The following is a 21,883-nucleotide window of genomic DNA, read 5'->3' as shown; positions in this document are numbered from 1 at the left end:
GCTTAAGTTACAAGCCATCCTGGAAGGCTACGATTTAGCAAAATCTCTTGAGCCAGACTTGTGATCAAGAGACAGCTTAGTAAGCGCCTTTTTACTGCGTAGAAGAAAATCTTAAATCGCTTCTTCATCTTCCTCAGCAGTACGAATACGTATTACACGCTCAACATCAGTGACAAATATTTTACCGTCACCGATTTTTCCTGTTTGTGCCGTTTTTACAATAACTTCAATTGCACGGTCTACATCTTCATCAGTCAATACAATATCAAGTTTTACTTTAGGTAAAAAATCAACCATATACTCTGCGCCACGATATAACTCAGTGTGACCTTTTTGACGTCCAAAGCCTTTAACTTCGCTTACCGTCATACCTGTAATACCTACATCCGACAACGCTTCACGCACATCGTCTAACTTAAAAGGTTTGATAATTGCTTCTATTTTTTTCATATTAATTACTTTTGAAAGCTCCAGTTGCCTCGATTTTAGACAATCATGATGTTCATAGCAAACAAAGCGATTGAATTACGGTGATAAAACAACCGATCATGGTATAATTTATTGTATAAAAATAGCTATACTTAAATGACTAGCAGTAAATGAGATTAATATGAAAAACAAACAAAACGGATTCACTCTTTTAGAACTCATGGTAACCGTTGCTATCGTTGGGATCATTGCATCAATTGCGATTTGGAATAGCAGCGATATGCTAGAAGAAAATAGAGCTGAGAATTTTTTGTTGGAGTTAAAAAGAAATATTAGCTATGCACGCTCTCAAGCAGCAAGTACAGATGAAATAGTCGTTATATGTGCCGCGCAGCACGGTGAAGTAAAAAATCAAAATGACACAATGCAATGTCGTAATCGATGGGACAGAAATAAAATTATCATTGTATTCATTGATGGTGATAATAGCGGTCAATACAACAGCTCTACAGACTCTTTACTACGAGTTATGGAAAAAATAAGCCTTAATGACAAAATAAAATATACTGGTAATGATAGGAGATTACGGTTTAATACCAGTGGTCGAATAACAACGAACCCCGGTGATTTTGTATTTTGTCCTAATAATGGCAGTGAAAATAATAAAGCTTTAACAGTATCTCAATCTGGTACTTCTTTTTATACCGGTGATACAGCTCAGACTTGCGGTTAAAAAACATACAAATTCATCTTGTCATATTTGTATCATTTACTAGACTGAGTTAATCATTTATTAACTCAGGTCTTCAAGGATGAGATTATCAATATCAAAAAACAAGGGAGTGACACTTCTTGAATTAATGGTTTCAATGGCTGTTGTCATTGTAATCAGTCAATTATCGATGTGGTTTTATCCAGACTTCTTGGCTAAAAACCGATTAGATAACCATGTGAATCTACTACATCGAAATATAAATTATGGCCGCCTTTACGCAATTGAAAATGGTACTTACGTCACGCTTTGCGCACTAAAAGGCAGTCAATGTACAAAGGACGAGTGGGATGGTCAAATGTCACTATTTATCGATAAAGATAAATCAACGACTCTAGATGATGATGAGTTACTCTTAAGCACTTTCGAGGATGTCCATGATGCTGATACTTTAGAGTATCCGCGCAACGCCATTACATTTCGTCCAGATGGTTCTTTAAATGGTTTTCAAAATGGGACTTTTATATATTGCCCCAATAGCAATAAAGCCAATCTCGAAGGATTGGCTTTATCTGTAAGTCAAACGGGTAGAATTCGCATCAAATCAACTGATAAGTGTCAGAAGAAGTAATCTAGGCTATCGACCCCAACAATAATCAATATCAGAGTTACCTTTACTTCCTTTTGCACCTTTGAGGCCTGTGTCAGTAATTGTAAGCTCTTTACAATCGTTATCCCCCTTTACAGCACCGGCTATAGGCTTAGCTGTAATAGTGAAAGTATTGCTATCGACTACCTTTATGGATAGCTCAAAATGGCCATTTTCGGTCTTACTTTGCAATCCTAAATCAGTAAATGTCTCTGTATATTCCCTATTATCGACAAAATACTGCTCCTCCTTGTTTGCAGCATCTAACAATGCTGCAGCAGCTTCAGCGCGCGAAGCACGCTTTACATATTCAGTATAGTTAGGCAGCGCAATTGAAGCGAGTATGCCGACGATAGCAACGGCTATCATCAGCTCAATTAAGGTAAACCCGTGTTGTTTTTTCATCTAATTTCCTTAATTATTAACTTCGTCATTTTCTTCACGTTTATAGATATATGTTTGTTGGGTTTTAAAGCCAAACCCTACTGCATTGTCATTAACCAACACAACTTTACCATCAACAACAGTTAAACCAGGACCTTTTATTTCTACAGGTTTCATTGGATTTTCCGCATTTTCACCTTTAATACCAGGCCCAATTAAATAAAACTGACTTTCTTGTATTACGTCAACTGTTGGGTCGTCATCACATTTACCATCGCCATTACCATCTACACATGAAGGGCTTTCACCAAAGTATAACTGAGGTGTGTCTGGTACATCATAGCTGGTTGTAAATTTAAGGTCGTCATACACTTTAGTACCGTAATGTAAGTGAAAAGCGTATAAAGAACCACCACCACCACTTAGCGAACATTGATTTTCAGTCGATGTATCTGATGCAGGAGTGAAGCTTGTAAAATAGGCAACACCTCCAACAACTGTAGCAGCAGCTAGCGACTTTTCACCCGTTCCTAACTCATATCTCCAGCCATTAAATTTAGCCAAGCCCACTTCTAAGTCAACAAAATCATCAACGTCATCTAGAGCATTGCCAAATGGGTCTGAATTCATTTGCATCAAATCAGCAGGCACAATAGTATCTGGTGCATTCGTTTTATACGATTTAGTAACCGTATTTTCATCTCTGATCATAAACAATTGATCTTTTTCATTGGTGCCGGTTGGTTTTGAGCGATTACCACTGCCGATAACTATGGCATCATACGGTGTATCTAAGCGTGTTATAACGGTACTACCATTAACTGTTGACTCGCTTACTTTACTATAAATTGTACGTGCTACGAGTGGTTTATAGAAAAAGCGTCGGTCCTCAGTTGCTTTATTACTACCAAGCTCAGCTAATTTAAAGTGGCTAAACTCACTAGTATTACTACCAGGCATATCTATACGCCAAATATCTCCACCTGTATCTGCCGCATAAATTCGGTCTATATATCCATCATAATCTGAGTCAAGCGTGGTTATATCTGCAGCAATACTATGCTTACCTTTAAAGCCATTAATATCGGGTGTTAATGCCCATACTCTTTTACCTGTTTCGGCTTCAACAATATAGATACCTCGCCCTGTACCATCTTCACTACGGATAGCTGCGTCTTTATTAGTATCATAACCAGCACCAAAAACTAATAAGGGTTTATCCCCAAATGCTTTAATGTAGGCTATTTGTGGCTTTGACCAGGTTTGTGCAAGCTCTTTAAAATCACCTTTACCACCTTCGATTGGAGCGTCCCATAATTTTTTCGGTATGTTCGGGTTTGTTATATCAAGTCCGTAGTAATTTTTACCACCGCGACGCATCCCCGCAAAAGCCCACACTTTATCGTCGCCACTCGCATCAATAATACCGTCATTTAAACCATCACTATTTAAGTTTTTATTATCAAAATAAATACTAATAGGACCATCCATACCATATACTTTCGTATCGGCTTGATTTTCACGTAGAGGTTCAATAATGTTGTATAAAGCAGACGGTATAAATGCCCAACTTTCACTTACACTATCATCTGAATCCTTAAACATATGTAAAAAGCCAGCATTAGTTCCTATCAAAACTCGAATATCATCATTACCATAATCGATTGCAACAGGTTTAGAATGCAGAGGGTCACCAAAAATATCTTTGCGCTGGTCAACCTTAGACCCATCGCCATCTTCATCATCAACGTCTATACCCATTGCCCATTTGATATCATTACTCGATAAGCTTAGCGGATTGTTATCGACTAAATTGAGAATATCACTCACAACTGAGGTATTAAAATTTACTATAGATCCCTGATTGTCAGTGTATAAATTACGGCTATCTGAATCTAATGTCGTTAAATGAAGGTTCACACCACCTTGTGCAACTAAGTTACCATCTGCTGGCTCCCCACTTGGCAACCAAAATGTTTCTGCATTTTCGTCAATTAAACCATTCTCATCAAGTGCCGACAATCCTTTTGAGTCAACAATTTGATTCCCTGATACTTTCAGTTTTTTTAAGTTTCCACGCCAGCGAGCACCGGTTTCAGGGTAAAACATGGCAAAATAAACAGCATCCCGGCTACGAGTTTGATCTACATTATTACTCGCAACTGAAGGCGATGAAAAACTATCATTTACTTCTCTAATTCTTGAAATAGTATTTTTTAATGCTTCTGAAAGCGCTTCTGCAGTTCTTGCTTCTATATACTGCCCTCCACCAACACTTGCCGCCTTGTCTAGTAGAGCAATTCCCCCTTGACTCATTCCTGTACCAAAACCTATTGTGTATACACGGCCTGTATCTAATACATCACTTGTTGGAGTGTATAAATCCACTTTCGTGTCCGAGGTACCATGTAATATTTTAGCCATTGCAACTAAATAGCTTCCGCTATAGCGACCACTGTCAAAAGGGATGGCATCAGTAAAAAGGTTGTTATGGACAGCTGCAATTGAAGCGTCCCTTCCATCATCATTAGTTGGATCACCATCTGTCATTAAAATAATATTAATTGAGTTATCACAGCGTAATGGTTCACCATTACTCTGCTCAAAAGGTGATCTATAAGTTACATTGTTATCGATACTTTTATCTCGATCATTATAGAATCGACCATAATCAAGGTTTTGCCCTGTTATATAGCGATAAGCCTCCCATAATGTCTCTGTTATTGGAGTTCCACCACTGGCAGGTAAATCATCAATGTCTTGTAAAATATTTGATTTATTAGCTCCAACCTTAGCTACTACATACCCTCCAGCACTATCCTTAAATCGCATCAAACCAAAATCAATATCATCATTATCATTGACTAATTGTGTCATCGCATTTTTAGCTACATCGATTCTTCGGTCATGGCAATCTGCAACTGCAACGCCATTTACACCTATATAGCATTGCTCATTGTATTCATTATATTCTGGCTTACTTGCAAAGCATGTAACCTGTTGGTAAGCATCATATGTAACAGTTTGACGATTTCTGCCACGTCCAGTTGTCTCTTCATATTGATACTTTGTGTAACAGACTTGATCATCACCATTGATAACGCTCCAATCCATACTGCCAGAGGTATCAAATATCATTAACACTCTTGGATTTTCGTCTGTCTCTACATCATGATTTACATAAAGCTCAATATCCTCAGCGAATACCGACATACTTATTGTTAAGCCAAGCAAAGAGGCTAACACTTTGTTTAATTTAAATTTCATCTTAAATCCCCTTGCTTACGCTGGCCATTTCTTGTGCTATACCTGTAACAATAGTTAGTTCATGTTTACTTTTAGATCCATATTCTATTGTTGTGGCAACCTGTAACATATTGCACGATATACCTGCAGTAAAATTAAAGCGTCGAGGACATTCTAAATCTAGCGCCCCCTTGTTCAGGTTAGTCATTTTGCTTTGCATATCTGCATGATTTGCAATCACCATACCTTTGTCATCACCATCCGCGATTGCAGTTACTTCATCGGGAGTCAGGAAGAACTGATTATTAGCGCCTTGATTTGCCTCATCAGAGATCATGCGCTGCACTTCACCAATGAGTTCATTCTCGGCCACTTCGCGCTCTTGTGCTGCATTGGTAATTTTAATATCAATACTACTACTGCTCATAAGTGTCACAGCAATACCGGTCACTGCAATAACCATTATTAAAGCTGTAATTAGAACTACACCTTGCTGTTTTTTTTGTGATTGTTTTAGATACGCCATAAATTTGATCCAACATTATTTAATCGAATAGTAGTAGTAAACACAGTACGTCTGAAATTATCGGTAAATGTTAATACACGCTTATCTTCATCCTCACCTAATGTATAAGTTTGGTTTTTAATTTTAACTCCTGGGTCTGGTTGTAATGCGCGTATTAATAAAAAAACCTGAACAGTTAAAATACCTTTACGATTTTCCCAATCTGTATACTTCATATCTTGAATACTTCGGTAGGTATCTACACGATTATCACTGTTAGTATCAAGACCAAAAACAAACCGCATGTTCTCAACACCTTCCATAATAGTTTCTGTGTTGATGCTTCCACCAACCAGGCGCTTTCTCATTAATGCAGGTACAGTTAAATTTTTATTATTAACTTTATAAGTTTGTTCTGATAGATAATAAACATGATGGCTGTATGGCCAAACGGTTGCATTAACATTAAGAGTCGCAGCGTTAACCGTTCCACGGAAAAATTGAGCTTTCTCTTGCTCAGCTACAAAGTAGTTTTCATCGGCCTGAGTCTCATTAGTTACTGTATTAACTGTTAAACTCTTACCTTGTAAAAATTTTAATTGAATAATGTCAGTGCTTTTAATTGGATTATTTAGGCAGTTAAGCTCTTTTGATTCTCCAGCAACCTTTGCGTAAATAGTTCTAAAATTACTAGCTGTAGCAAAATCAGGAAAACTCCCATTATTTAATCCTTCAAAGCAGTCTGTTCCAGGGTTTGCTAGTGTATCTGTATTTACTGCAGTGAACGAATCGTCATAATAAGTTCCCCAAAAGCCAATTTGTTCAATATCACGTTGCATTATGTTAATTGCAAGGCGCCCTGATTCTTGAAGTTCACCAATAGTCATCGTATCTTTAGTGGTTACTTTCATACCTATATAGGTGAACATAACGCCACCTAGTATTAATCCACCAATAAATAATGAAATCATCATTTCTACAAGTGTAAAACCTTTTTGCTTCATGTTAGCTCCTAAGGTAAATGTAACTAGTTAATACAACTAAGCGGCGCTTTTTGTCAGCCGTTCCACACTTTATTGCGCCAGTAGCATCATTTGCATTAAACTCTTGTCGACCTTGCCACGAAACAATTACTTCTAAATTAAATGCCTTACCACCCGAGCCAGCAACTACTGTAGGTGCAATACATACGGTAGCACCATCTAAAGACCCCGTATTTTCTCGAGCTCTTATAGCCCTTTTCCACTGCTCAAGATCTAAGGCCGCAACTTGCGCTGCGCTACAAGTGTTTGTGAAGCACGCCTGCGAGGTTGTCGTAGCAGTTTCACTATCAAATGTTTGTGTGTACAGCCCGGCTATTTGAGGGGTATCGTTAGCACGGATACGCTGCACAATATCATTACCAAGTGCAACTGCAGCAGCACGCTGCATAGAATCAAAGCTTGCTTGCTTTGCTTTTGCTTGCAGGGCAACTGCGCCTAGAAGGCCAAAACTAAGAATAATAAATGCAATTAACACTTCAATTAGAGTGAAGCCTCTTTGCACTTTTGTTTGAGATGACTGCATAGTAGAACCAAATAAAAATTATCTGATTATAAGTTTATGCTATTTATTTGAGGAATCAATGAGGACTAAGACAAGCGGTTATATTTGTTGATAAACGGTTAATTAAATCGGCTCATTCAACAAAACAGTAGTAATTAAGCGTAAATGCATTTAAGTCAGAGGCAACTTAATTGCGAAATAAGTCTAAAGCGTATTTTTAACTAATTTAAGCTCGCGGCGGCTCACTGGCAATAACTCACTGCACCCTTGTAGCTCAATCATATGATTGCCATTCCCTTTTGAATGCAAGGCTATTACTTTTTGTTTATTCACTAAAGTATTGCGGTGAATTCGTAAAACATATGCGGGATATTGCAGCTCTAATTGCTTTAGGCTTTGCTCCAGTAAAGCTTCTCCACCCGAGAATATCATTTTGGTATACTTTTCTTCGGCACTAAAATACAAAACATCATTTATATCAACACTACGTAGAGTACCCGCTAACTGATAAGATACTTTTACATTTTGTTGTTTTTGAATATGTACTTTATTTAAACGGCCTACTTGCTTAAGTACCTTCTGCAGTGATTGCTCTGAAATAGGTTTAACTAAATAACCTGCAGCGCTTAATTGTAAAGCATCGAAGGCATGCTCAGGGTGGGCAGTTATAAAAACAATAGCAGGAGGTAGAGTTAGACTATTGAGCTCATTAGCAACTTGTAAACCATTCATACCAGGCATATCTACATCTAAAAAAATCAAATCAGGTGTTTGCTTTTTAGCAAGTACTAGAGCTTCCTTACCATTACTTGCCTCACCTTGTACAACTATGCTTTTATCATGTGCCAACAAACGGATTAAGCGAGATCTCGCAAGAGGTTCATCATCAACAATGAGTACATTCATACACTGCCCTCAATTAGCTTAGGGATAACGACCTTGACCCTAAACACATCATTTTTATTAGTAATTGTTAGCTGCGCTTTATTTTTATAATAAATATTTAATCGCTGGCGAATATTTTCAAGCGCCATTCCGTTATTAGGCCTAGTTTGAGCATTAGAAATTGTTATAGGGTTAGAAACAATCATGGTTATATAGCCGGTAGTGATATGTAGCTCTACTTTTATTTCTGCACCATGCTCACTTGTTTCAACGCCGTGGCATACCGCATTTTCAATTAATGGCTGCAGGGTTAAGCAAGGAATACTCAATGCGGGTAGTTCATTAGGTATTTGCCAATCAACTCTTAAGCGATTACCAAAACGCCACGTTTCAAGTGCGATATATTGCTTACTCAGCGTTATTTCATCTTCAAGAGATACATTCTTCCCCGAGTGCATTGCAGCCTGCGATAATGCGGCTAATGCTAAAATAGCCTGTTCTGCCGCATCGGCATCATGATGAGTAAGTTCTGCAGCAGTGTTTAAACTATTATATAAAAAATGAGGACGTATTCTAGCTTGTAGGGCATCAAGCTCAGCACGAGAAAGAGCTTTAGTTTGCTGCTCTTTTTCAAAATGAATTAATAAAAACTGGACGAATAAAGCCGCCAGTAAAGCCACTATAATGCAATTGCGAAGTGTGAAATAAATTAGGTTATTTGTATCATCTATATCAAAAGCAAAATGAGAAAATAAAATACTAAAAATACAGGTAGATAATAAAAAAAAGGCAAAAAATAGACTTAATTGAAAAGTTTGAGTACGTTTTTGTAAGAAAAATCTACAAAAGTATAAAGAAGAAGTACCGACTAAAACAATTAAATGCATAAACAAACTAATGATCCCAAGTCGTAGCCAAATATCTCCTTCTACATTAGGTGCAAAAGCTAAAACAATAGCAATAACTTGAGAAACAATAAGCGTGGCTAATACGCCTCGCTCATTAAAAAGAGCCGAAAAAAGCAAACCATCATTTTGAAGTGACTTGCTCATAACGACTCTCCTTTAATCTAAATGTTTAATATATTTAAATTAACGTAGCTCTACAGGAACAGCAAATACTATATTTTCTACTTCACCTGGGTTCTCAACAACCTGTGTGCCACCAAGCTCTTTTAATCGGCTTATTACTTGTTGTACAAGTACTTCTGGCGCAGATGCTCCCGCAGTTACGCCAACTGATTTAGAGCCTGAAACCCACTGCTCTTGTACATCAGTTGCGTCATCAATTAAATAAGCAACTGTGCCCATTTTATCTGCAAGTTCACGTAAGCGATTAGAGTTAGAGCTATTTTTAGCGCCAACAACTAATAGCACATCAACTTTATCAGCTAAGTCACGAACAGCGTCTTGACGATTTTGCGTTGCATAACAAATGTCATCTTTACGAGGTCCGTCAATTGATGGAAACTTATTGCGTAGTGCATCAATAACATCTGCTGTGTCATCAACTGAGAGTGTTGTTTGGCTGCAATAAAAAAGATTTTCAGCATTTTTTACATTAAGCGCAACAACATCATCAACGGTTTCAACAAGATAAATGCCACCGGCTGAGTTATCATATTGTCCCATTGTTCCCTCTACTTCAGGGTGGCCATGGTGTCCAATTAAAATACACTCAATACCTTTACGACTCGCACGTGTAACTTCCATATGTACTTTAGTTACAAGCGGACACGTTGCATCAAATACTTTTAAATCACGACGTTTTGCTTCACTGCGAACAGCTTGCGAAACACCATGTGCACTAAAAATAACAATGCTGTCGTCAGGTACTTGATCAAGCTCTTCAACAAATACCGCACCACGACTTTTTAATCCATCAACCACATAGCGGTTATGTACTACTTCGTGGCGCACATAAATTGGCTTTTCAAAAATATCTAGGGCGCGCTCAACAATACTAATAGCACGGTCAACACCAGCGCAAAAGCCGCGTGGATTAGCTAGTAATATTTCCATTAACCTTCCACCTCAATAATATCAACTTCAAACGTTAAACGTTGGCCAGATAAAGGGTGATTAAAATCAATCGTTACCGACTCACCTTGCACTTCGCGAACTAATCCAGGAAGCTCAGTACCGTCAGGTTGAGTAAACGCAATAATTGCACCTACTTTGGCTGGTGTTTCTGGGCCAAATTTACTACGGTCAACGTAGTAAATATTATCTGGATTTGGCTGACCAAACGCATCTTCAGGTTCTAATTCAAACGTTTTACTTTCGCCTGCAGTTAAACCTAATAAACACTTTTCGAAGTTTGCCGTTAAGCTGCCATCGCCCATTGTTAATTTAGCAGGTTTGTTGTGCACCTTGGTAGAATCAGCGGCAGAGCCATCTTCTAATTTAATAGAAAAATGGAAAATAACTTGCGAGTTTTCACCAATTACAGCTTGGCTCATGCTTTATGCTCCTTCGGACTCTCGCCGGTAAAGGCATCAAATAACAATAATGCTGCGCCAATACAAATAGCGCAATCAGCAATATTAAATACAGGAAAATGTGAGTCTTTATAAAATACGTGAATAAAGTCGATTACATAACCATACGCAATACGATCGTATAAATTACCAATAGCGCCTGCAAGTACCAGTGCATAAGCACCGCATAGTACTTTGTTTGTTGCAGGTAAGCGTTTTAGCCACCACACAAGTAAAGCACTAATAGCAATGGCAATCGCACTTAAAAACCAACGCTGCCAACCACCCGCTTCACTTAAAAAGCTATAAGCAGCACCATAGTTATGCACATAAGTAATACTAAAAACAGGGAGTAAGTTTATCGACTCTTGATAAGCCATAGTCCCTACAACAAGTGTTTTACTGGCAAAGTCTATTACTAATAGTAATAGACTCAACCAAAGCCACACTAAACCACTTTTTTGGGCTAGTTTGCTCACTAAGAATAACTCCTAAGCGAATTGACGCTTTTCGCCTTCGCCGTCAACATTACTTACACAACGACCACAAATTTCAGGATGAGCAGGGTTAACACCTACATCTTCACTGTAATGCCAACAACGCTCACATTTAGCAGCATCTGTTGCAGCAACACTAATGAATAAACCTTCAATTTCGGTAGCTTGTGTATCAGCTGGCTGACTATCAACTTCAGAAACATTTACGGCCGATGTTAATAATACAAAACGCAGTTCATCACCAAGCGCATTTAATTTAGCGGCAAGCTCTTTACCCGTAAATAAATTAACTGTTGCTTGAAGCGTTGCACCAATGACTTCTTCTTTACGTGCAGCTTCTAATAAACGGTTTACTTCGTCGCGTACTGTTAGAATTTCTAACCAGTCATCGTTACTAAATTGGCTATTTGTTGGCGCTTGTAAGCCATCATACCAAACAGATGTAAATACGTAGTTACTACGCTCACCCGGTAAAGCTTCCCAAATTTCTTGTGCGGTAAAGCTCATAATAGGTGCCATCCAGCGCGTCATTGCTTCTGCAATATGATAAAGCGCTGTTTGACAAGAACGACGTGCATGGCTGTCACTTTTAGCTGTGTACTGACGATCTTTAATGACGTCTAAATAGAACGAACCAAGCTCACCCGTACAGAAGTTCATTAGCTTTTGCGTTACTAATAGCATTTGGTAGCTATCGTATGCGGCTAAAATTTCGTCTTGCAACTGAGCAGCACGACCAACAATCCACTTATCAAGCTCAACCATATCATCAACAGCAACTTGATCAGTTTTTGGATCAAAACCATTTAGGTTAGCTAGTAAGTAACGGCTAGTGTTACGAATACGGCGGTAGCGATCGGCAGAGCGCTTAAATATTTCATCCGACACAGTCATTTCTGCCGTGTAATCGGTAGAGGCAACCCATAAACGTAGAATGTCGGCACCTAGTTTATTCATCACATTTTGTGGAGAAATAACATTGCCTAGCGACTTAGACATCTTGCGGCCGTTTTCATCAACGGTAAAACCATGAGTCAATACTTGGCGGTATGGCGCATGACCATTAATAGCCACTGATGTCATCATTGATGACATAAACCAACCACGGTGTTGATCAGAACCTTCAAGGTATAAATCAGCTGGACCAACTAGGTCTTCACGTGCGTCTACAACACATGCATGTGAAACACCTGAGTCAAACCATACATCAAGCGTATCTTGTACTTTCATGTATTGCTTGGCATCTTCTTCACCAAGTAATGTAGCAGGGTCTAAATCGTACCATGCCTGAATACCAGACTTTTCAACTAGCTGTGCAGCTTGCTCAATTAGCTCTTGAGTATTTGGATGAAGTGCACCGGTATCTTTATCTGCAAACAATGCAATTGGCACACCCCAAGTACGTTGGCGAGATATACACCAATCTGGGCGGCTTTCAACCATGTTCGAAATACGGCTTTCGCCCCACTCTGGCAACCACTGCGTGTTTTTAATTTCTTTTAAAGAATCTTCACGCAAGTTAGCCTGATCCATACTTACAAACCATTGTGGTGTAGCACGGAAAATAATCGGTGTTTTATGGCGCCAACAATGTGGGTAACTATGAGTTATAGCATGATGATGCATTAATGCACCGTGCTCTTTTAATACTTCAATTACGCTCGCATTTGCTTTAAATACATGCTGACCTGCAAAAAGTTCAGTATCTGGTAAATAAACGCCATTAGCGCCAACAGGGTTAGCTACTTCAAGGTTGTAATTTAAACCAGCCACGAAATCTTCTTGACCATGCCCTGGTGCTGTATGTACAACACCGGTACCTGAGTCAGTCGTTACGTGTTCTGCAACAATCACGGGTACATTAAAATCATAAAAAGGATGGGCTACTTGTAAGTTTTCAAGTGCAGCACCTTTTACATAACCTAATACGTGGAAGTGATTAAAACCAAAGCGGTCCATTGCATCTTTAACAAGCTCAGAGCCTAAAATTAGACGTTGTTGTACGCCTTCATCTTCAACCTGCACCAATGCATATTCTAAATCGGCATGCACAGCTACTGCGCGGTTTGCTGGAAGCGTCCACGGTGTTGTTGTCCAAATAACAGTACCAACACTGCCTTCACCTTTATGACCATCAGCCAAATCAAATGCACTAACAACAGCATCTTGATCAACAAATGTAAAACGTACATCAATCGCTGGTGATTGCTTGTCTTGATATTCAACTTCAGCCTCTGCTAATGCAGAACCACAATCTGTACACCAATGCACAGGCTTAGCACCTTTATGCAAATGACCTTTTTCAATAATACGACCAAGTACACGAATTGCATTCGCTTCAAAGTCAAAGTTCATTGTTAAGTAAGGCTTATCCCAATCTGCAAATACGCCTAAGCGTTTAAAATCAACTTTTTGACCTTCAACTTGTTTTTTAGCGTATGCACGGCATTTTTCACGAAACTCGCTCGCGGTTACTTTTACGCCCGGCTTGCCTACTTTTTTCTCAACCATTAACTCGATTGGTAAACCATGACAATCCCAACCTGGGACTAATGGTGAATCAAAGTCAGATAATGTTTTAGACTTAACAATAATGTCTTTTAATATTTTATTAACTGAGTGGCCTAAATGGATGTCGCCATTTGCATACGGAGGGCCGTCATGCAAAATAAAGGTCTTTTTACCTTTCTTAGCGCTGCGAATTTGACCGTACAGGTCGTCTTCATACCATGCTTTAAGCATTTTTGGTTCACGTTGTGCCAAATTGCCACGCATTGGAAACGGTGTTTCCGGTAAGTTCAAAGTATGTTTATAGTCGCTCATTTATCCTACATTCCGTCTCTATCGGCTACCTGATTTAAACCAAAACACTGCTTAGCGGCAGCAACATCAGTTGCTATTTGCGCCGTTAATTGTGTTAATGTCTCGAATTTTTTTTCATTGCGAAGTTTTTTTATTAACTCCACATGCATAAATTGTCCGTAAATATCCTGTGCAAAATCAAAAAGGTGAACTTCTAATAATGCACGAGTTCCATTAAATGTCGGCTTATTGCCTACATTTGCAACTCCAAAAATCTGTTTTCCTGCAATCGTTGCTTGCACTGCAAACACCCCGTTGACAGGACACACTTGGCGTTTTAGGGCAATATTTGCCGTTCTAAAACCGAGTTCACGTCCTCTTTTCCAGCCGTGTATAACACGCCCAGAAATAGCATAATCGTGACCAAGCATTGTTTTAGCACTTGCTAAGTCACCAGATGCCAAAGCATCTCGTATTAAAGTGCTGCTTACTCTAGCATTTAATTGACGAAAACTCGCGGTGCTTTTTACGTCCATGCCCGCTTGCTTGCCCATGCTAGCAAGTAAGTCAAAGTTACCTTGGCGCTGCTTTCCAAACTTAAAATCATCGCCAACAGTGAGAGCTTTAACACCTAACTTTTTAATCAAAATATCATTAACAAATTGCTCAGCATGCATGTTTGCAAATTGCTGATTAAAGCTAATGCAAATAACTCGCTCAATACCTAAATCACTAAGCAAACGTAGCTTATCTCGTAAGCGCGTTAGCCGTGCTGGGGCATTGTTTTTAGCAAAAAATTCTTGTGGCTGGGGTTCAAATAGCATTACAGTGCTAGACAAACTATGCGCTTTAGCATCAGTAAGTAAGCCTTTTAGTACTTCTGCGTGGCCTAAATGAACACCGTCAAAATTACCAATAGTTAACACACAACCAAAGTGGTGTGGGCGAATATTGTGTATACCTCTAATTAACTCCATGCCACCTAATGCCTTGTTTAGCGAGCTATTAATTACGACTAAAAATTAATTAAAGCCGCAGAGTTGCCGATTATAATCTTTTTTTTAGTTTGATTCAGTAATTGCTACACTTTTTATCGTATTTAGTCTAACGCCCATCAAAAATAGCATTGCAAAGTAACTAATACCTGCCAAAGCCACGAGTGCTATTAATAAGACTACCTGCTGTGTAAAAGCCCATGTAGCCCAGTAATAGTAACTGCTCACAAACCATGTAACAGCTCCCATAACCATACTTGCAACAACACATTTAAGTGTAAAGCGCATACTCATTGATGAAAACTGATACACATTTTCTTTTTTAAGCTGCCTATACAGCAAAAATGCATTACAACTAGCCGATAGCGAAGTAGCAAGTGCTAATCCTAAATAACCAATGAAAGGAGCCAGCATAATATTAAATACCATATTCAACACTAAGGTAATAATACCAATACGCACCGGCGTTTTTGTGTCTTGACGAGCATAAAAGCCAGGAGCAAGTACTTTAATCAGCATAAAGCTTACAAGCCCTACTGAATATGCGACTACGCCTAAACTTACTGCTTTAACATGATCAACACTGTCTTCTTTAAACGCACCGTGGTCGAACAATACGGTGATAATAAGCGGGCTGATGATCATTAGACCTATCATTGCTGGTAGGCCTAAAAATATAACAAAACGTACCCCCCAGTCGAGGGTATGCTGAAAGTCACTACTTTTTTTACTGCTATGTAACCTAGAGAGCGCCGGTAAAATAACTGTCGCAATACCAATACCAAATAAGCCCAGCGGAAATTCAATTAAACGGTCTGAATAATAAAGCCATGCAATCGAGCCTGTCATCAGTAATGAAGCAATCATGGTATCAAGCAACAAATTAATTTGGCTAATAGATACGCCAAACAAAGCAGGAAGCATAAGTTTACGTACTTTTTTTACGTTTTCGTCTTGCCATGCCCAGCGTGGACGCGCCAACATTTTTGCACGGTATAAAAATGGAAGTTGAAACAATAACTGCACAACGCCACCAATAAATACGCCAATTGCGAGAGAATAAGCCCCGACACTAAATTTATCATGTAAAAAAATTGCACACGTAATAATAGAAACATTGAGTAAAACAGGTGTAAATGCAGCAACAGCAAAACGGTTATACACGTTCATTACCGCACCACTAAGCGCAACTAAGCTTACAAAAAACAAATAAGGGAATGTAAATTTAAGTAATGAACTTGCAAGTTCAAACTTTTCGGCATTGGGTCCGCCCTGCCACCAATCTATAAACCAACCGGTGCCAAACAATGCTGCAATAACGGGTGAAGCAACAACACCTATAATAGTGACAATCAGTAAAATGGTTCCTAATGTGCCTGCTGCTTGTGCAACAAAAAGTCTGACCTTGTCGTCGCCTTGCTGTTCTTTAATTTCACTCAGCACGGGTACAAATGCTTGTGCGAAGGCACCTTCTGCAAATAAACGACGTAAAAAATTAGGAATACGGTTAGCAAATAAAAAAACATCAGCCGCCGCACTTGCGCCTAATAAATTGGCAACAACAGCATCTCGAACGAGCCCTAAAATACGCGATATCATAGTCATACAACTAACAATCATACCGGAGCGAAATAAACCTTTTGACACCTTAAACCTACTCAAAAATCCTCAAGATAGGCGATTATGCCACAGTCTTTTTTATAAATCGCTTTAAAGCACTAGGCTGGGGGTCTGTGCTTTGTTACAATGTCGGTATTAACTGCTAAAGCGGCAAATTGATGCTCGTTATATGGTGCAGTTTTTCTTGGATTGTTAAATTTAAATTGACATCCATGATAGAAACAGGCATATTCCACGGCCTTTAATTTAAGCTTTATTTTAAGATTGTTAGGAGCAAACCTTGGCTAACATCAAGTCTGCAAAAAAACGCGCTATCACAAGCGAAAAAAACCGTCAGCACAACGCAAGCCGTCGTTCAATGATGCGCACTTACTTCAAAAAAGTAATTGTTGCTATTGAAGCGGGCGATAAAGAAGCTGCACAGCAAGCTTTTTCTGTTGCTACACCTATCCTAGACCGTTACGCAACTAAGGGTCTAATTCACAAAAACAAAGCAGCTCGTCATAAGAGCCGTATAGCAGCTAAGATTAAAGCTCTATAATTTGTTTTTGATAGAATATAAAAAACCGGCTTTTGCCGGTTTTTTTTTGTTTAAATTTTAAATGTACTTACTTTATTAGACATTTTCTAAATCTGGATAAAACTTCTTAAGCATTGCCGCTATTTTTTTAGGTGTAAATGGCTTTACTACAAACCCTTTAGCGCCTTTATCAATTGCATCCTTAACATTCTCAATACCTGAATGTGCAGATACCATAACCACATTTGTCTCTGGGCTTAATTCATTGATTTGTGCAATCAAATCTTTACCATCACCGTCTGGCAATTCAATGTCTAAAAAAATGATATTATAATTTGCAGCTTGGCACTCACTAATACATTGTGAGGCAGTAGATGCTTCCTTTACGTTATCTATCCCTAAGTGCATGAGCGTTTGGCTCAAAAAACTACGCACTGTGCTAACGTCATCTACAATTAAAATTGATAGCTGCGTATTCATCTTTATTCCTCGTAGGCTATAAGCTAACTTTAAGTTATCATAATAATTAGCTTAGTATATAAATTTACTCATTTAATTATAGAGACCTACGGAAAAAAGGCCAGATTTGCTTTATGTCTAAAACCCCAAATAAACAATCGTTGCTAGGTAAAGCACCGGCAAGAAAAAAAACAGCGCAAAAAAGAAAACCTCAGCGTTCTACTCAGCGCCCTTCACCTGGCGAGTTAAATTCCAGTGCAAAGAATGATATAAGCCAAAAAACAACGCAAAAAAAAGGACTGTTTATATCACTCGCTGTCGTTGCTGTAATAATTTTAGCTTTTCCAAAACCTACCTTACTCACCTATAAAAAATTAGGGATGGTAAGTGAGAGTGTTTACTGGCCCGGATTCTTTGGCAAGGGGGCTACTTTAATTGATTCAAACCTACACCCCACCTATGATTCTAGCCGTGAGTCCCTTTATTTATGCAGTGACTTACAAAAACCGCAGAGCTGCCAAAAGTATCAAGTAATTGCTGATAATGGTTTATTTTCAGCAATCGGTAGCTACTTTTAGCATTAAAAAAACTAATCTGAAAATTTAAAATTACTTGGTTGAAAGGTGCGCAAAAGATCAACATAATGGCGCTCCTTTTTTCAACAACTGAACTATTGAAACGACCATGCTAAACGAGCTAGATTGGCTTTTAAATACTACACTACTTGCACTAGGTTTAGGTGCATTCTTTATTAACCAGATAACACTGCTGCGCGTTGCCGCCATTAGTGCGTGTGGTTTATTATTCTTATCATTTAGCTTAGATCTTATGTCGTCGAGTGTTATTTCAAATATGAGTTTAGTGTTGATCAATACTTTTTACTTGTTTAAAGTTTATACATTTGGGCAATTTAATGTAACCCAAAGTTAACAACTTTTCCCTAGAATATTTAATAGCCCAGCATTACTGGGCTTTTTTTTGTTAAGAATTTAAAAATATTAAAAAGCACTTTCAATCAAGATGAAAATTAGAGCTTCAGGGGCACACAAGCACTACTGTGAAAATAATGCTTGTATACTGCTAAAAAGAGTCACGAGAAGAAACACGAAAAAAGAGGAATACATAGTAAGTAGGTTAGTCCGCTATTGTTAACTCGCTTTGGGTTTGTATTTTAGAAGGAGTATCCTCGGCATTAGCCTGATTAAACCAAGCTGAAACACCAAGTATAATAATTGAAATAATAACTAGGCTTAATTTAACGCCACTTTGACTCGATTTCATAACACCCTCTTTGTATTTTTTATTAGTGAGAATACCTTTTACACTAATGAAAATTACAAATGTTAACAAGCTGTTTTTTAAACTAATTAGCTATCAGCTAATAACCTTTAGTTCTATCTATTGGATTATTAAGTACTAACCCCTTATTCAAGCATTCAATATTATCGGCTATTTGCTCTATAACACTATTTAAATCAGAAATCGCCGCGCAATGTGGTGTAAGCGTTATTTTGGGGTTTCCCCAGTAAGGGTGATTCGACGCTAAAGGTTCTTGATCAAATACGTCGAGTGTAGCTGCGCGTAAGCTATCGTTATTTAATGCACTTAGTAAGTCTTGCTGAACAACATGAGCACCGCGTGCCACATTAATAACAACAGCATGTTTAGGTAGCTTTGCGAGCATTGAGTGATTAATAATGCCTGTCGTTGCTTGCGTAAGGGGTAATAGACATACAAGGTAGTCAACATCAGAAAGCATACTATTGAGGCCTTCCTCGCCATAAAAAATTTCGACATTAGTCGCGTTTTTATTACTTTGCGCCCAGGCACTTACCTTAAAGCCATTATTTATAAGCTTTTGCGCGCATGCTTTACCTAATTCACCAAACCCAAGTATGCCGACATGTTTATTACTATGCGCCCGCTTTGGCTTCCATGTTTGCTGTGTTTGTTTAATGTAATACTCTTTTAAACGTAACTTTTGAGCTAACACATGTGTCAGTACATATTCCGCCATATCTTCAGCTAGTTGCATGTCAACAATACGTACTACTTCAACACTTTCGTCGAGTAATGTTAAATCGATACTGTCTACGCCAGCACCAAATGACGACACAGCCTTTAAGTTAGGTAGCTGTGGCCACATAGATTCTGGCGCTTTCCACGCAAGTACAAAATCCACATCATGTGCGTTTTTGCAATCAGGCCATTGCTCTATCAGCGTATTTGGTAATCGCTCTTGTAACTTCGTTATTAGTTTTGTGTTGTCACGCCCAGTTATAGCAACCAATACCGACATAAATTCTCCTAACAATACACAGTTTATAAGTTAGCACTTTAAAAAGTCACACTACTGCAAAGTAACTGTCACACCCTTTTTTTAATCTTACATGTATGGCGAATAGCCCAAACGGAATATGAGGTTAATATGATAAGTGTTGATAAAGTAATTGCTGCAAACTTACCACAACTAGAGAACTCTCCAAAAGTAAAAGGTTTAGTAAAAAAAGGCCTAGGCTACTTATTACATGAACAAGAGTTTGTTGCTTTTGGTGATGCCTACCCTCACCTACAAGGATTAGAATTTGTTGAACAAGTGCTCGATGAACTCAATTTTGATACGCGCTATAAACCTAAGCAGATAGAACATATTCCTAATGAGGGTAAACTTGTTATCGTTGCTAACCACCCTATTGGTTCATTAGATGCTTTAGCACTGATTAAAGTACTTTCAACTGTAAGACAGGATTTAAAAGTAGTGGCAAACCGCATGTTGATGTCGGTTACTCCAATGCACTCACTTTTACTCCCCGTAGATAACTTATCAGGCATGAGTAAGAAACAAGAGCTTAGTAATATACAAAACCATTTAAAGGATGAAGGCGCATTACTTATATTTCCGGCAGGAGAAGTATCGCGATTAGGGCCAACAGGTATTAAAGACTGCAAATGGAATAGTGGCTTTTTACGTATGGCAAAAAAAGCTAACTGCCCTATTTTACCTATTTATATTAAAGCCAAAAACAGTCCACTTTTTTATGGCACATCAATGATTTATAAACCTTTAGCAAGTTTACTATTAGTGGCCGAAATGTTTAAGCAGCGCCAAAAATCTTTAGAGTTTGAGATTGGCGCCTCTATCCCTCCTGAATCTTACTTAATAGAAAATCTTAAAGATAAAGAAGTTGTAAACCTCATCCGTAAACAGCTTTATAGGCTTACAACAAAAAAAGCACTGCCGCTAAAAACACAAACACCTATCGCTGTTCCCGAGTGCAGAAAAGAGCTAAAAAGAGCAATTGAGCAATGCCAACTACTTGGTAAAACGCAAGACGGTATGCATATTCATCTATACCAATATACTGGTAGCTCACCTATTTTTAGAGAGTTAGGGCGCCTGAGAGAAATAGCATTTAGAGCAGTCGGTGAAGGTAGTGGTAAGCGTCGTGATATAGATAAATACGATATGGATTACCAACACCTTGTACTGTGGGACCCAATGCAGCTAGAGCTGGTAGGTGCTTATCGATTAGCCTGTGCACAACAGATAATACAAAAATATGGCCGCGAAGGTTTGTATACTGATAGCTTATTTTCTTATACCGACGCTATGACGCCCTATCTAAAACAAGGAATTGAGCTTGGTAGAAGCTTTGTACAGCCTAAATATTGGGGACGTAAGAGCCTCGACTATTTGTGGTATGGCATTGGCGCTTTTATAAAAAGCTATCCACAGTACAGATACTTGTTTGGTGCTGTAAGTGTATCAAATGCTCTACCCGAGCAAGCAAAAGCCATGCTCGTTTATTACTATCAGCATTACTATAAAAGTGGTATTGAATTAGCTACGCCTAATAATGAATTTAAATTAACTGAGCAACAGCTAACCCAGTGCAATACTCTTTTTTGCGGCAATGACGTAAAAGAAGATTTTGTAGAGTTAAAGCATGTGTTAGCTAATATGGGGGCTCAAGTCCCTACTTTATTTAAACAATACACTGAACTTTGTAAACCAGGTGGCGTGCAATTTTTAAGCTTTAGTATTGATCCCGATTTTAATAATTGTATTGATGGATTGGTATTGGTCGATCTTAAAAATGTAAAAGAAAACAAAGCCAAACGTTATTTAGAATAACCAATAATAAGAGAGTGCTTT

23 protein-coding genes are annotated in these 21,883 nt (G+C 38.4%); 6 read left to right on the top strand and 17 right to left on the bottom strand.

What is annotated here, in order from left to right; translation table 11 throughout:
* Nucleotides 1-111: 111 nt before the first annotated feature.
* Nucleotides 112-450, bottom strand: coding sequence for a nitrogen regulatory protein P-II (gene glnB / locus I6F66_RS16200; protein ID WP_002962211.1), 339 nt, complete (start codon nucleotides 448-450; stop codon nucleotides 112-114).
* 160 nt (nucleotides 451-610) lie between these two features.
* Between glnB and I6F66_RS16195 the strand changes: the two genes are divergently transcribed.
* Together I6F66_RS16195 and I6F66_RS16190 are read left to right on the top strand one after the other, a co-directional pair.
* Entirely contained in the window at nucleotides 611-1,162 is a 552-nt protein-coding gene (locus I6F66_RS16195; protein WP_007581379.1) for a GspH/FimT family pseudopilin, read from the top strand.
* Between the two features lie 79 nt (nucleotides 1,163-1,241).
* Nucleotides 1,242-1,772, top strand: coding sequence for a GspH/FimT family pseudopilin (locus I6F66_RS16190; protein ID WP_165729057.1), 531 nt, complete (start codon nucleotides 1,242-1,244; stop codon nucleotides 1,770-1,772).
* Nucleotides 1,773-1,778: 6 nt separating this feature from the next.
* Here the strand turns inward: I6F66_RS16190 and I6F66_RS16185 are convergent, their stop codons facing one another.
* The 13 genes from I6F66_RS16185 to murJ all read right to left on the bottom strand — a co-directional run bounded on the left by I6F66_RS16185 (nucleotide 1,779) and on the right by murJ (nucleotide 16,775).
* On the bottom strand, nucleotides 1,779-2,195 hold the full coding sequence (locus I6F66_RS16185; protein ID WP_024589416.1) for a type IV pilin protein: 417 nt from the start codon (nucleotides 2,193-2,195) through the stop codon (nucleotides 1,779-1,781).
* Nucleotides 2,196-2,204: 9 nt separating this feature from the next.
* Nucleotides 2,205-5,441, bottom strand: coding sequence for a pilus assembly protein (locus tag I6F66_RS16180; protein ID WP_165740230.1), 3,237 nt, complete (start codon nucleotides 5,439-5,441; stop codon nucleotides 2,205-2,207).
* 1 nt (nucleotide 5,442) lies between these two features.
* Nucleotides 5,443-5,946, bottom strand: coding sequence for a hypothetical protein (locus tag I6F66_RS16175; protein WP_024589418.1), 504 nt, complete (start codon nucleotides 5,944-5,946; stop codon nucleotides 5,443-5,445).
* Nucleotides 5,934-6,929: a PilW family protein gene (locus I6F66_RS16170; RefSeq protein WP_007581375.1), complete on the bottom strand. Its 996-nt coding sequence runs from the start codon at nucleotides 6,927-6,929 to the stop codon at nucleotides 5,934-5,936. The genes I6F66_RS16175 and I6F66_RS16170 overlap by 13 nt, the downstream gene beginning before the upstream one ends.
* A gap of 1 nt (nucleotide 6,930) precedes the next feature.
* Nucleotides 6,931-7,491, bottom strand: a complete 561-nt coding sequence (gene pilV / locus I6F66_RS16165) for a type IV pilus modification protein PilV (RefSeq protein WP_101164149.1) — start codon at nucleotides 7,489-7,491, stop codon at nucleotides 6,931-6,933.
* 183 nt (nucleotides 7,492-7,674) lie between these two features.
* A complete protein-coding gene (locus I6F66_RS16160) occupies nucleotides 7,675-8,376 on the bottom strand; it encodes a LytTR family DNA-binding domain-containing protein (RefSeq protein WP_024607278.1) in 702 nt (233 codons plus the stop codon).
* A complete protein-coding gene (locus I6F66_RS16155; protein ID WP_010555108.1) occupies nucleotides 8,373-9,407 on the bottom strand; it encodes a sensor histidine kinase in 1,035 nt (344 codons plus the stop codon). Before I6F66_RS16155 ends, I6F66_RS16160 begins: the two co-directional genes overlap by 4 nt.
* A 39-nt stretch (nucleotides 9,408-9,446) precedes the next feature.
* The gene (gene ispH / locus I6F66_RS16150) at nucleotides 9,447-10,376 is read right to left on the bottom strand and encodes a 4-hydroxy-3-methylbut-2-enyl diphosphate reductase (protein ID WP_007581370.1); all 930 of its coding nucleotides are present in this window, start codon (nucleotides 10,374-10,376) and stop codon (nucleotides 9,447-9,449) included.
* Nucleotides 10,376-10,816 (bottom strand): FKBP-type peptidyl-prolyl cis-trans isomerase, encoded by a 441-nt coding sequence (gene fkpB / locus I6F66_RS16145; RefSeq protein ID WP_002958231.1) that lies wholly within the window; start codon nucleotides 10,814-10,816, stop codon nucleotides 10,376-10,378. Before fkpB ends, ispH begins: the two co-directional genes overlap by 1 nt.
* Nucleotides 10,813-11,313, bottom strand: coding sequence for a signal peptidase II (gene lspA, locus I6F66_RS16140; RefSeq protein ID WP_007376920.1), 501 nt, complete (start codon nucleotides 11,311-11,313; stop codon nucleotides 10,813-10,815). The genes fkpB and lspA overlap by 4 nt, the downstream gene beginning before the upstream one ends.
* 12 nt (nucleotides 11,314-11,325) lie before the next feature.
* Nucleotides 11,326-14,154, bottom strand: a complete 2,829-nt coding sequence (gene ileS / locus I6F66_RS16135; RefSeq protein WP_197119130.1) for an isoleucine--tRNA ligase — start codon at nucleotides 14,152-14,154, stop codon at nucleotides 11,326-11,328.
* A gap of 5 nt (nucleotides 14,155-14,159) precedes the next feature.
* Nucleotides 14,160-15,110, bottom strand: coding sequence for a bifunctional riboflavin kinase/FAD synthetase (ribF, locus tag I6F66_RS16130; protein WP_024607280.1), 951 nt, complete (start codon nucleotides 15,108-15,110; stop codon nucleotides 14,160-14,162).
* A gap of 84 nt (nucleotides 15,111-15,194) precedes the next feature.
* Nucleotides 15,195-16,775, bottom strand: a complete 1,581-nt coding sequence (gene murJ, locus I6F66_RS16125) for a murein biosynthesis integral membrane protein MurJ (RefSeq protein WP_010555111.1) — start codon at nucleotides 16,773-16,775, stop codon at nucleotides 15,195-15,197.
* Between the two features lie 253 nt (nucleotides 16,776-17,028).
* Here murJ and rpsT point away from each other — a divergent pair, with 253 nt between their 5' ends.
* Nucleotides 17,029-17,289: a 30S ribosomal protein S20 gene (rpsT, locus tag I6F66_RS16120; RefSeq protein ID WP_002958225.1), complete on the top strand. Its 261-nt coding sequence runs from the start codon at nucleotides 17,029-17,031 to the stop codon at nucleotides 17,287-17,289.
* Between the two features lie 75 nt (nucleotides 17,290-17,364).
* On the opposite strand, the gene I6F66_RS16115 is transcribed toward rpsT, so the two are convergent.
* Nucleotides 17,365-17,748, bottom strand: coding sequence for a response regulator (locus tag I6F66_RS16115; protein ID WP_002958224.1), 384 nt, complete (start codon nucleotides 17,746-17,748; stop codon nucleotides 17,365-17,367).
* A gap of 113 nt (nucleotides 17,749-17,861) precedes the next feature.
* Between I6F66_RS16115 and I6F66_RS16110 the strand changes: the two genes are divergently transcribed.
* Both I6F66_RS16110 and I6F66_RS16105 read left to right on the top strand, forming a co-directional pair.
* A complete protein-coding gene (locus I6F66_RS16110; protein WP_101217800.1) occupies nucleotides 17,862-18,305 on the top strand; it encodes a hypothetical protein in 444 nt (147 codons plus the stop codon).
* 106 nt (nucleotides 18,306-18,411) lie between these two features.
* The gene (locus I6F66_RS16105; RefSeq protein WP_002958222.1) at nucleotides 18,412-18,657 is read left to right on the top strand and encodes a hypothetical protein; all 246 of its coding nucleotides are present in this window, start codon (nucleotides 18,412-18,414) and stop codon (nucleotides 18,655-18,657) included.
* A 204-nt stretch (nucleotides 18,658-18,861) separates the two neighbouring features.
* Here I6F66_RS16105 and I6F66_RS16100 read toward each other — a convergent pair whose 3' ends face one another.
* Nucleotides 18,862-19,008, bottom strand: a complete 147-nt coding sequence (locus I6F66_RS16100) for a hypothetical protein (protein WP_010555113.1) — start codon at nucleotides 19,006-19,008, stop codon at nucleotides 18,862-18,864.
* Nucleotides 19,009-19,105: 97 nt separating this feature from the next.
* Complete coding sequence (locus tag I6F66_RS16095) at nucleotides 19,106-20,026, bottom strand: glyoxylate/hydroxypyruvate reductase A (RefSeq protein WP_101217798.1); 921 nt, start codon at nucleotides 20,024-20,026, stop codon at nucleotides 19,106-19,108.
* 129 nt (nucleotides 20,027-20,155) lie between these two features.
* On the opposite strand from I6F66_RS16095, the gene I6F66_RS16090 reads away from it, so the two are divergent.
* The gene (locus I6F66_RS16090; RefSeq protein WP_197160072.1) at nucleotides 20,156-21,862 is read left to right on the top strand and encodes a lysophospholipid acyltransferase family protein; all 1,707 of its coding nucleotides are present in this window, start codon (nucleotides 20,156-20,158) and stop codon (nucleotides 21,860-21,862) included.
* Nucleotides 21,863-21,883 lie beyond the last annotated feature (21 nt).

Source organism: Pseudoalteromonas sp. NZS100_1 (assembly GCF_015864285.1).
GTDB classification, from domain to species: Bacteria; Pseudomonadota; Gammaproteobacteria; order Enterobacterales; family Alteromonadaceae; genus Pseudoalteromonas; species Pseudoalteromonas arctica.
Note: the sequence above shows the minus strand (reverse complement) of the source record. Positions and strands in the feature narration are given on the sequence as shown.

What these genes read in the sequence shown, in the direction of transcription:
- I6F66_RS16195 (WP_007581379.1), top strand. Translation starts at nt 611, where the DNA reads ATGAAAAACAAACAAAACGGATTCACTCTTTTAGAACTCATGGTAACC.
- I6F66_RS16115 (WP_002958224.1), bottom strand. Translation starts at nt 17,748, where the DNA reads ATGAATACGCAGCTATCAATTTTAATTGTAGATGACGTTAGCACAGTG.
- I6F66_RS16190 (WP_165729057.1), top strand. Translation starts at nt 1,242, where the DNA reads ATGAGATTATCAATATCAAAAAACAAGGGAGTGACACTTCTTGAATTA.
- glnB (WP_002962211.1), bottom strand. Translation starts at nt 450, where the DNA reads ATGAAAAAAATAGAAGCAATTATCAAACCTTTTAAGTTAGACGATGTG.
- I6F66_RS16160 (WP_024607278.1), bottom strand. Translation starts at nt 8,376, where the DNA reads ATGAATGTACTCATTGTTGATGATGAACCTCTTGCGAGATCTCGCTTA.
- pilV (WP_101164149.1), bottom strand. Translation starts at nt 7,491, where the DNA reads ATGCAGTCATCTCAAACAAAAGTGCAAAGAGGCTTCACTCTAATTGAA.
- ribF (WP_024607280.1), bottom strand. Translation starts at nt 15,110, where the DNA reads ATGGAGTTAATTAGAGGTATACACAATATTCGCCCACACCACTTTGGT.
- ileS (WP_197119130.1), bottom strand. Translation starts at nt 14,154, where the DNA reads ATGAGCGACTATAAACATACTTTGAACTTACCGGAAACACCGTTTCCA.
- I6F66_RS16095 (WP_101217798.1), bottom strand. Translation starts at nt 20,026, where the DNA reads ATGTCGGTATTGGTTGCTATAACTGGGCGTGACAACACAAAACTAATA.
- I6F66_RS16090 (WP_197160072.1), top strand. Translation starts at nt 20,156, where the DNA reads ATGATAAGTGTTGATAAAGTAATTGCTGCAAACTTACCACAACTAGAG.
- I6F66_RS16185 (WP_024589416.1), bottom strand. Translation starts at nt 2,195, where the DNA reads ATGAAAAAACAACACGGGTTTACCTTAATTGAGCTGATGATAGCCGTT.
- ispH (WP_007581370.1), bottom strand. Translation starts at nt 10,376, where the DNA reads ATGGAAATATTACTAGCTAATCCACGCGGCTTTTGCGCTGGTGTTGAC.
- fkpB (WP_002958231.1), bottom strand. Translation starts at nt 10,816, where the DNA reads ATGAGCCAAGCTGTAATTGGTGAAAACTCGCAAGTTATTTTCCATTTT.
- I6F66_RS16170 (WP_007581375.1), bottom strand. Translation starts at nt 6,929, where the DNA reads ATGAAGCAAAAAGGTTTTACACTTGTAGAAATGATGATTTCATTATTT.
- I6F66_RS16175 (WP_024589418.1), bottom strand. Translation starts at nt 5,946, where the DNA reads ATGGCGTATCTAAAACAATCACAAAAAAAACAGCAAGGTGTAGTTCTA.
- I6F66_RS16105 (WP_002958222.1), top strand. Translation starts at nt 18,412, where the DNA reads ATGCTAAACGAGCTAGATTGGCTTTTAAATACTACACTACTTGCACTA.
- I6F66_RS16180 (WP_165740230.1), bottom strand. Translation starts at nt 5,441, where the DNA reads ATGAAATTTAAATTAAACAAAGTGTTAGCCTCTTTGCTTGGCTTAACA.
- I6F66_RS16155 (WP_010555108.1), bottom strand. Translation starts at nt 9,407, where the DNA reads ATGAGCAAGTCACTTCAAAATGATGGTTTGCTTTTTTCGGCTCTTTTT.
- I6F66_RS16100 (WP_010555113.1), bottom strand. Translation starts at nt 19,008, where the DNA reads ATGAAATCGAGTCAAAGTGGCGTTAAATTAAGCCTAGTTATTATTTCA.
- I6F66_RS16110 (WP_101217800.1), top strand. Translation starts at nt 17,862, where the DNA reads ATGTCTAAAACCCCAAATAAACAATCGTTGCTAGGTAAAGCACCGGCA.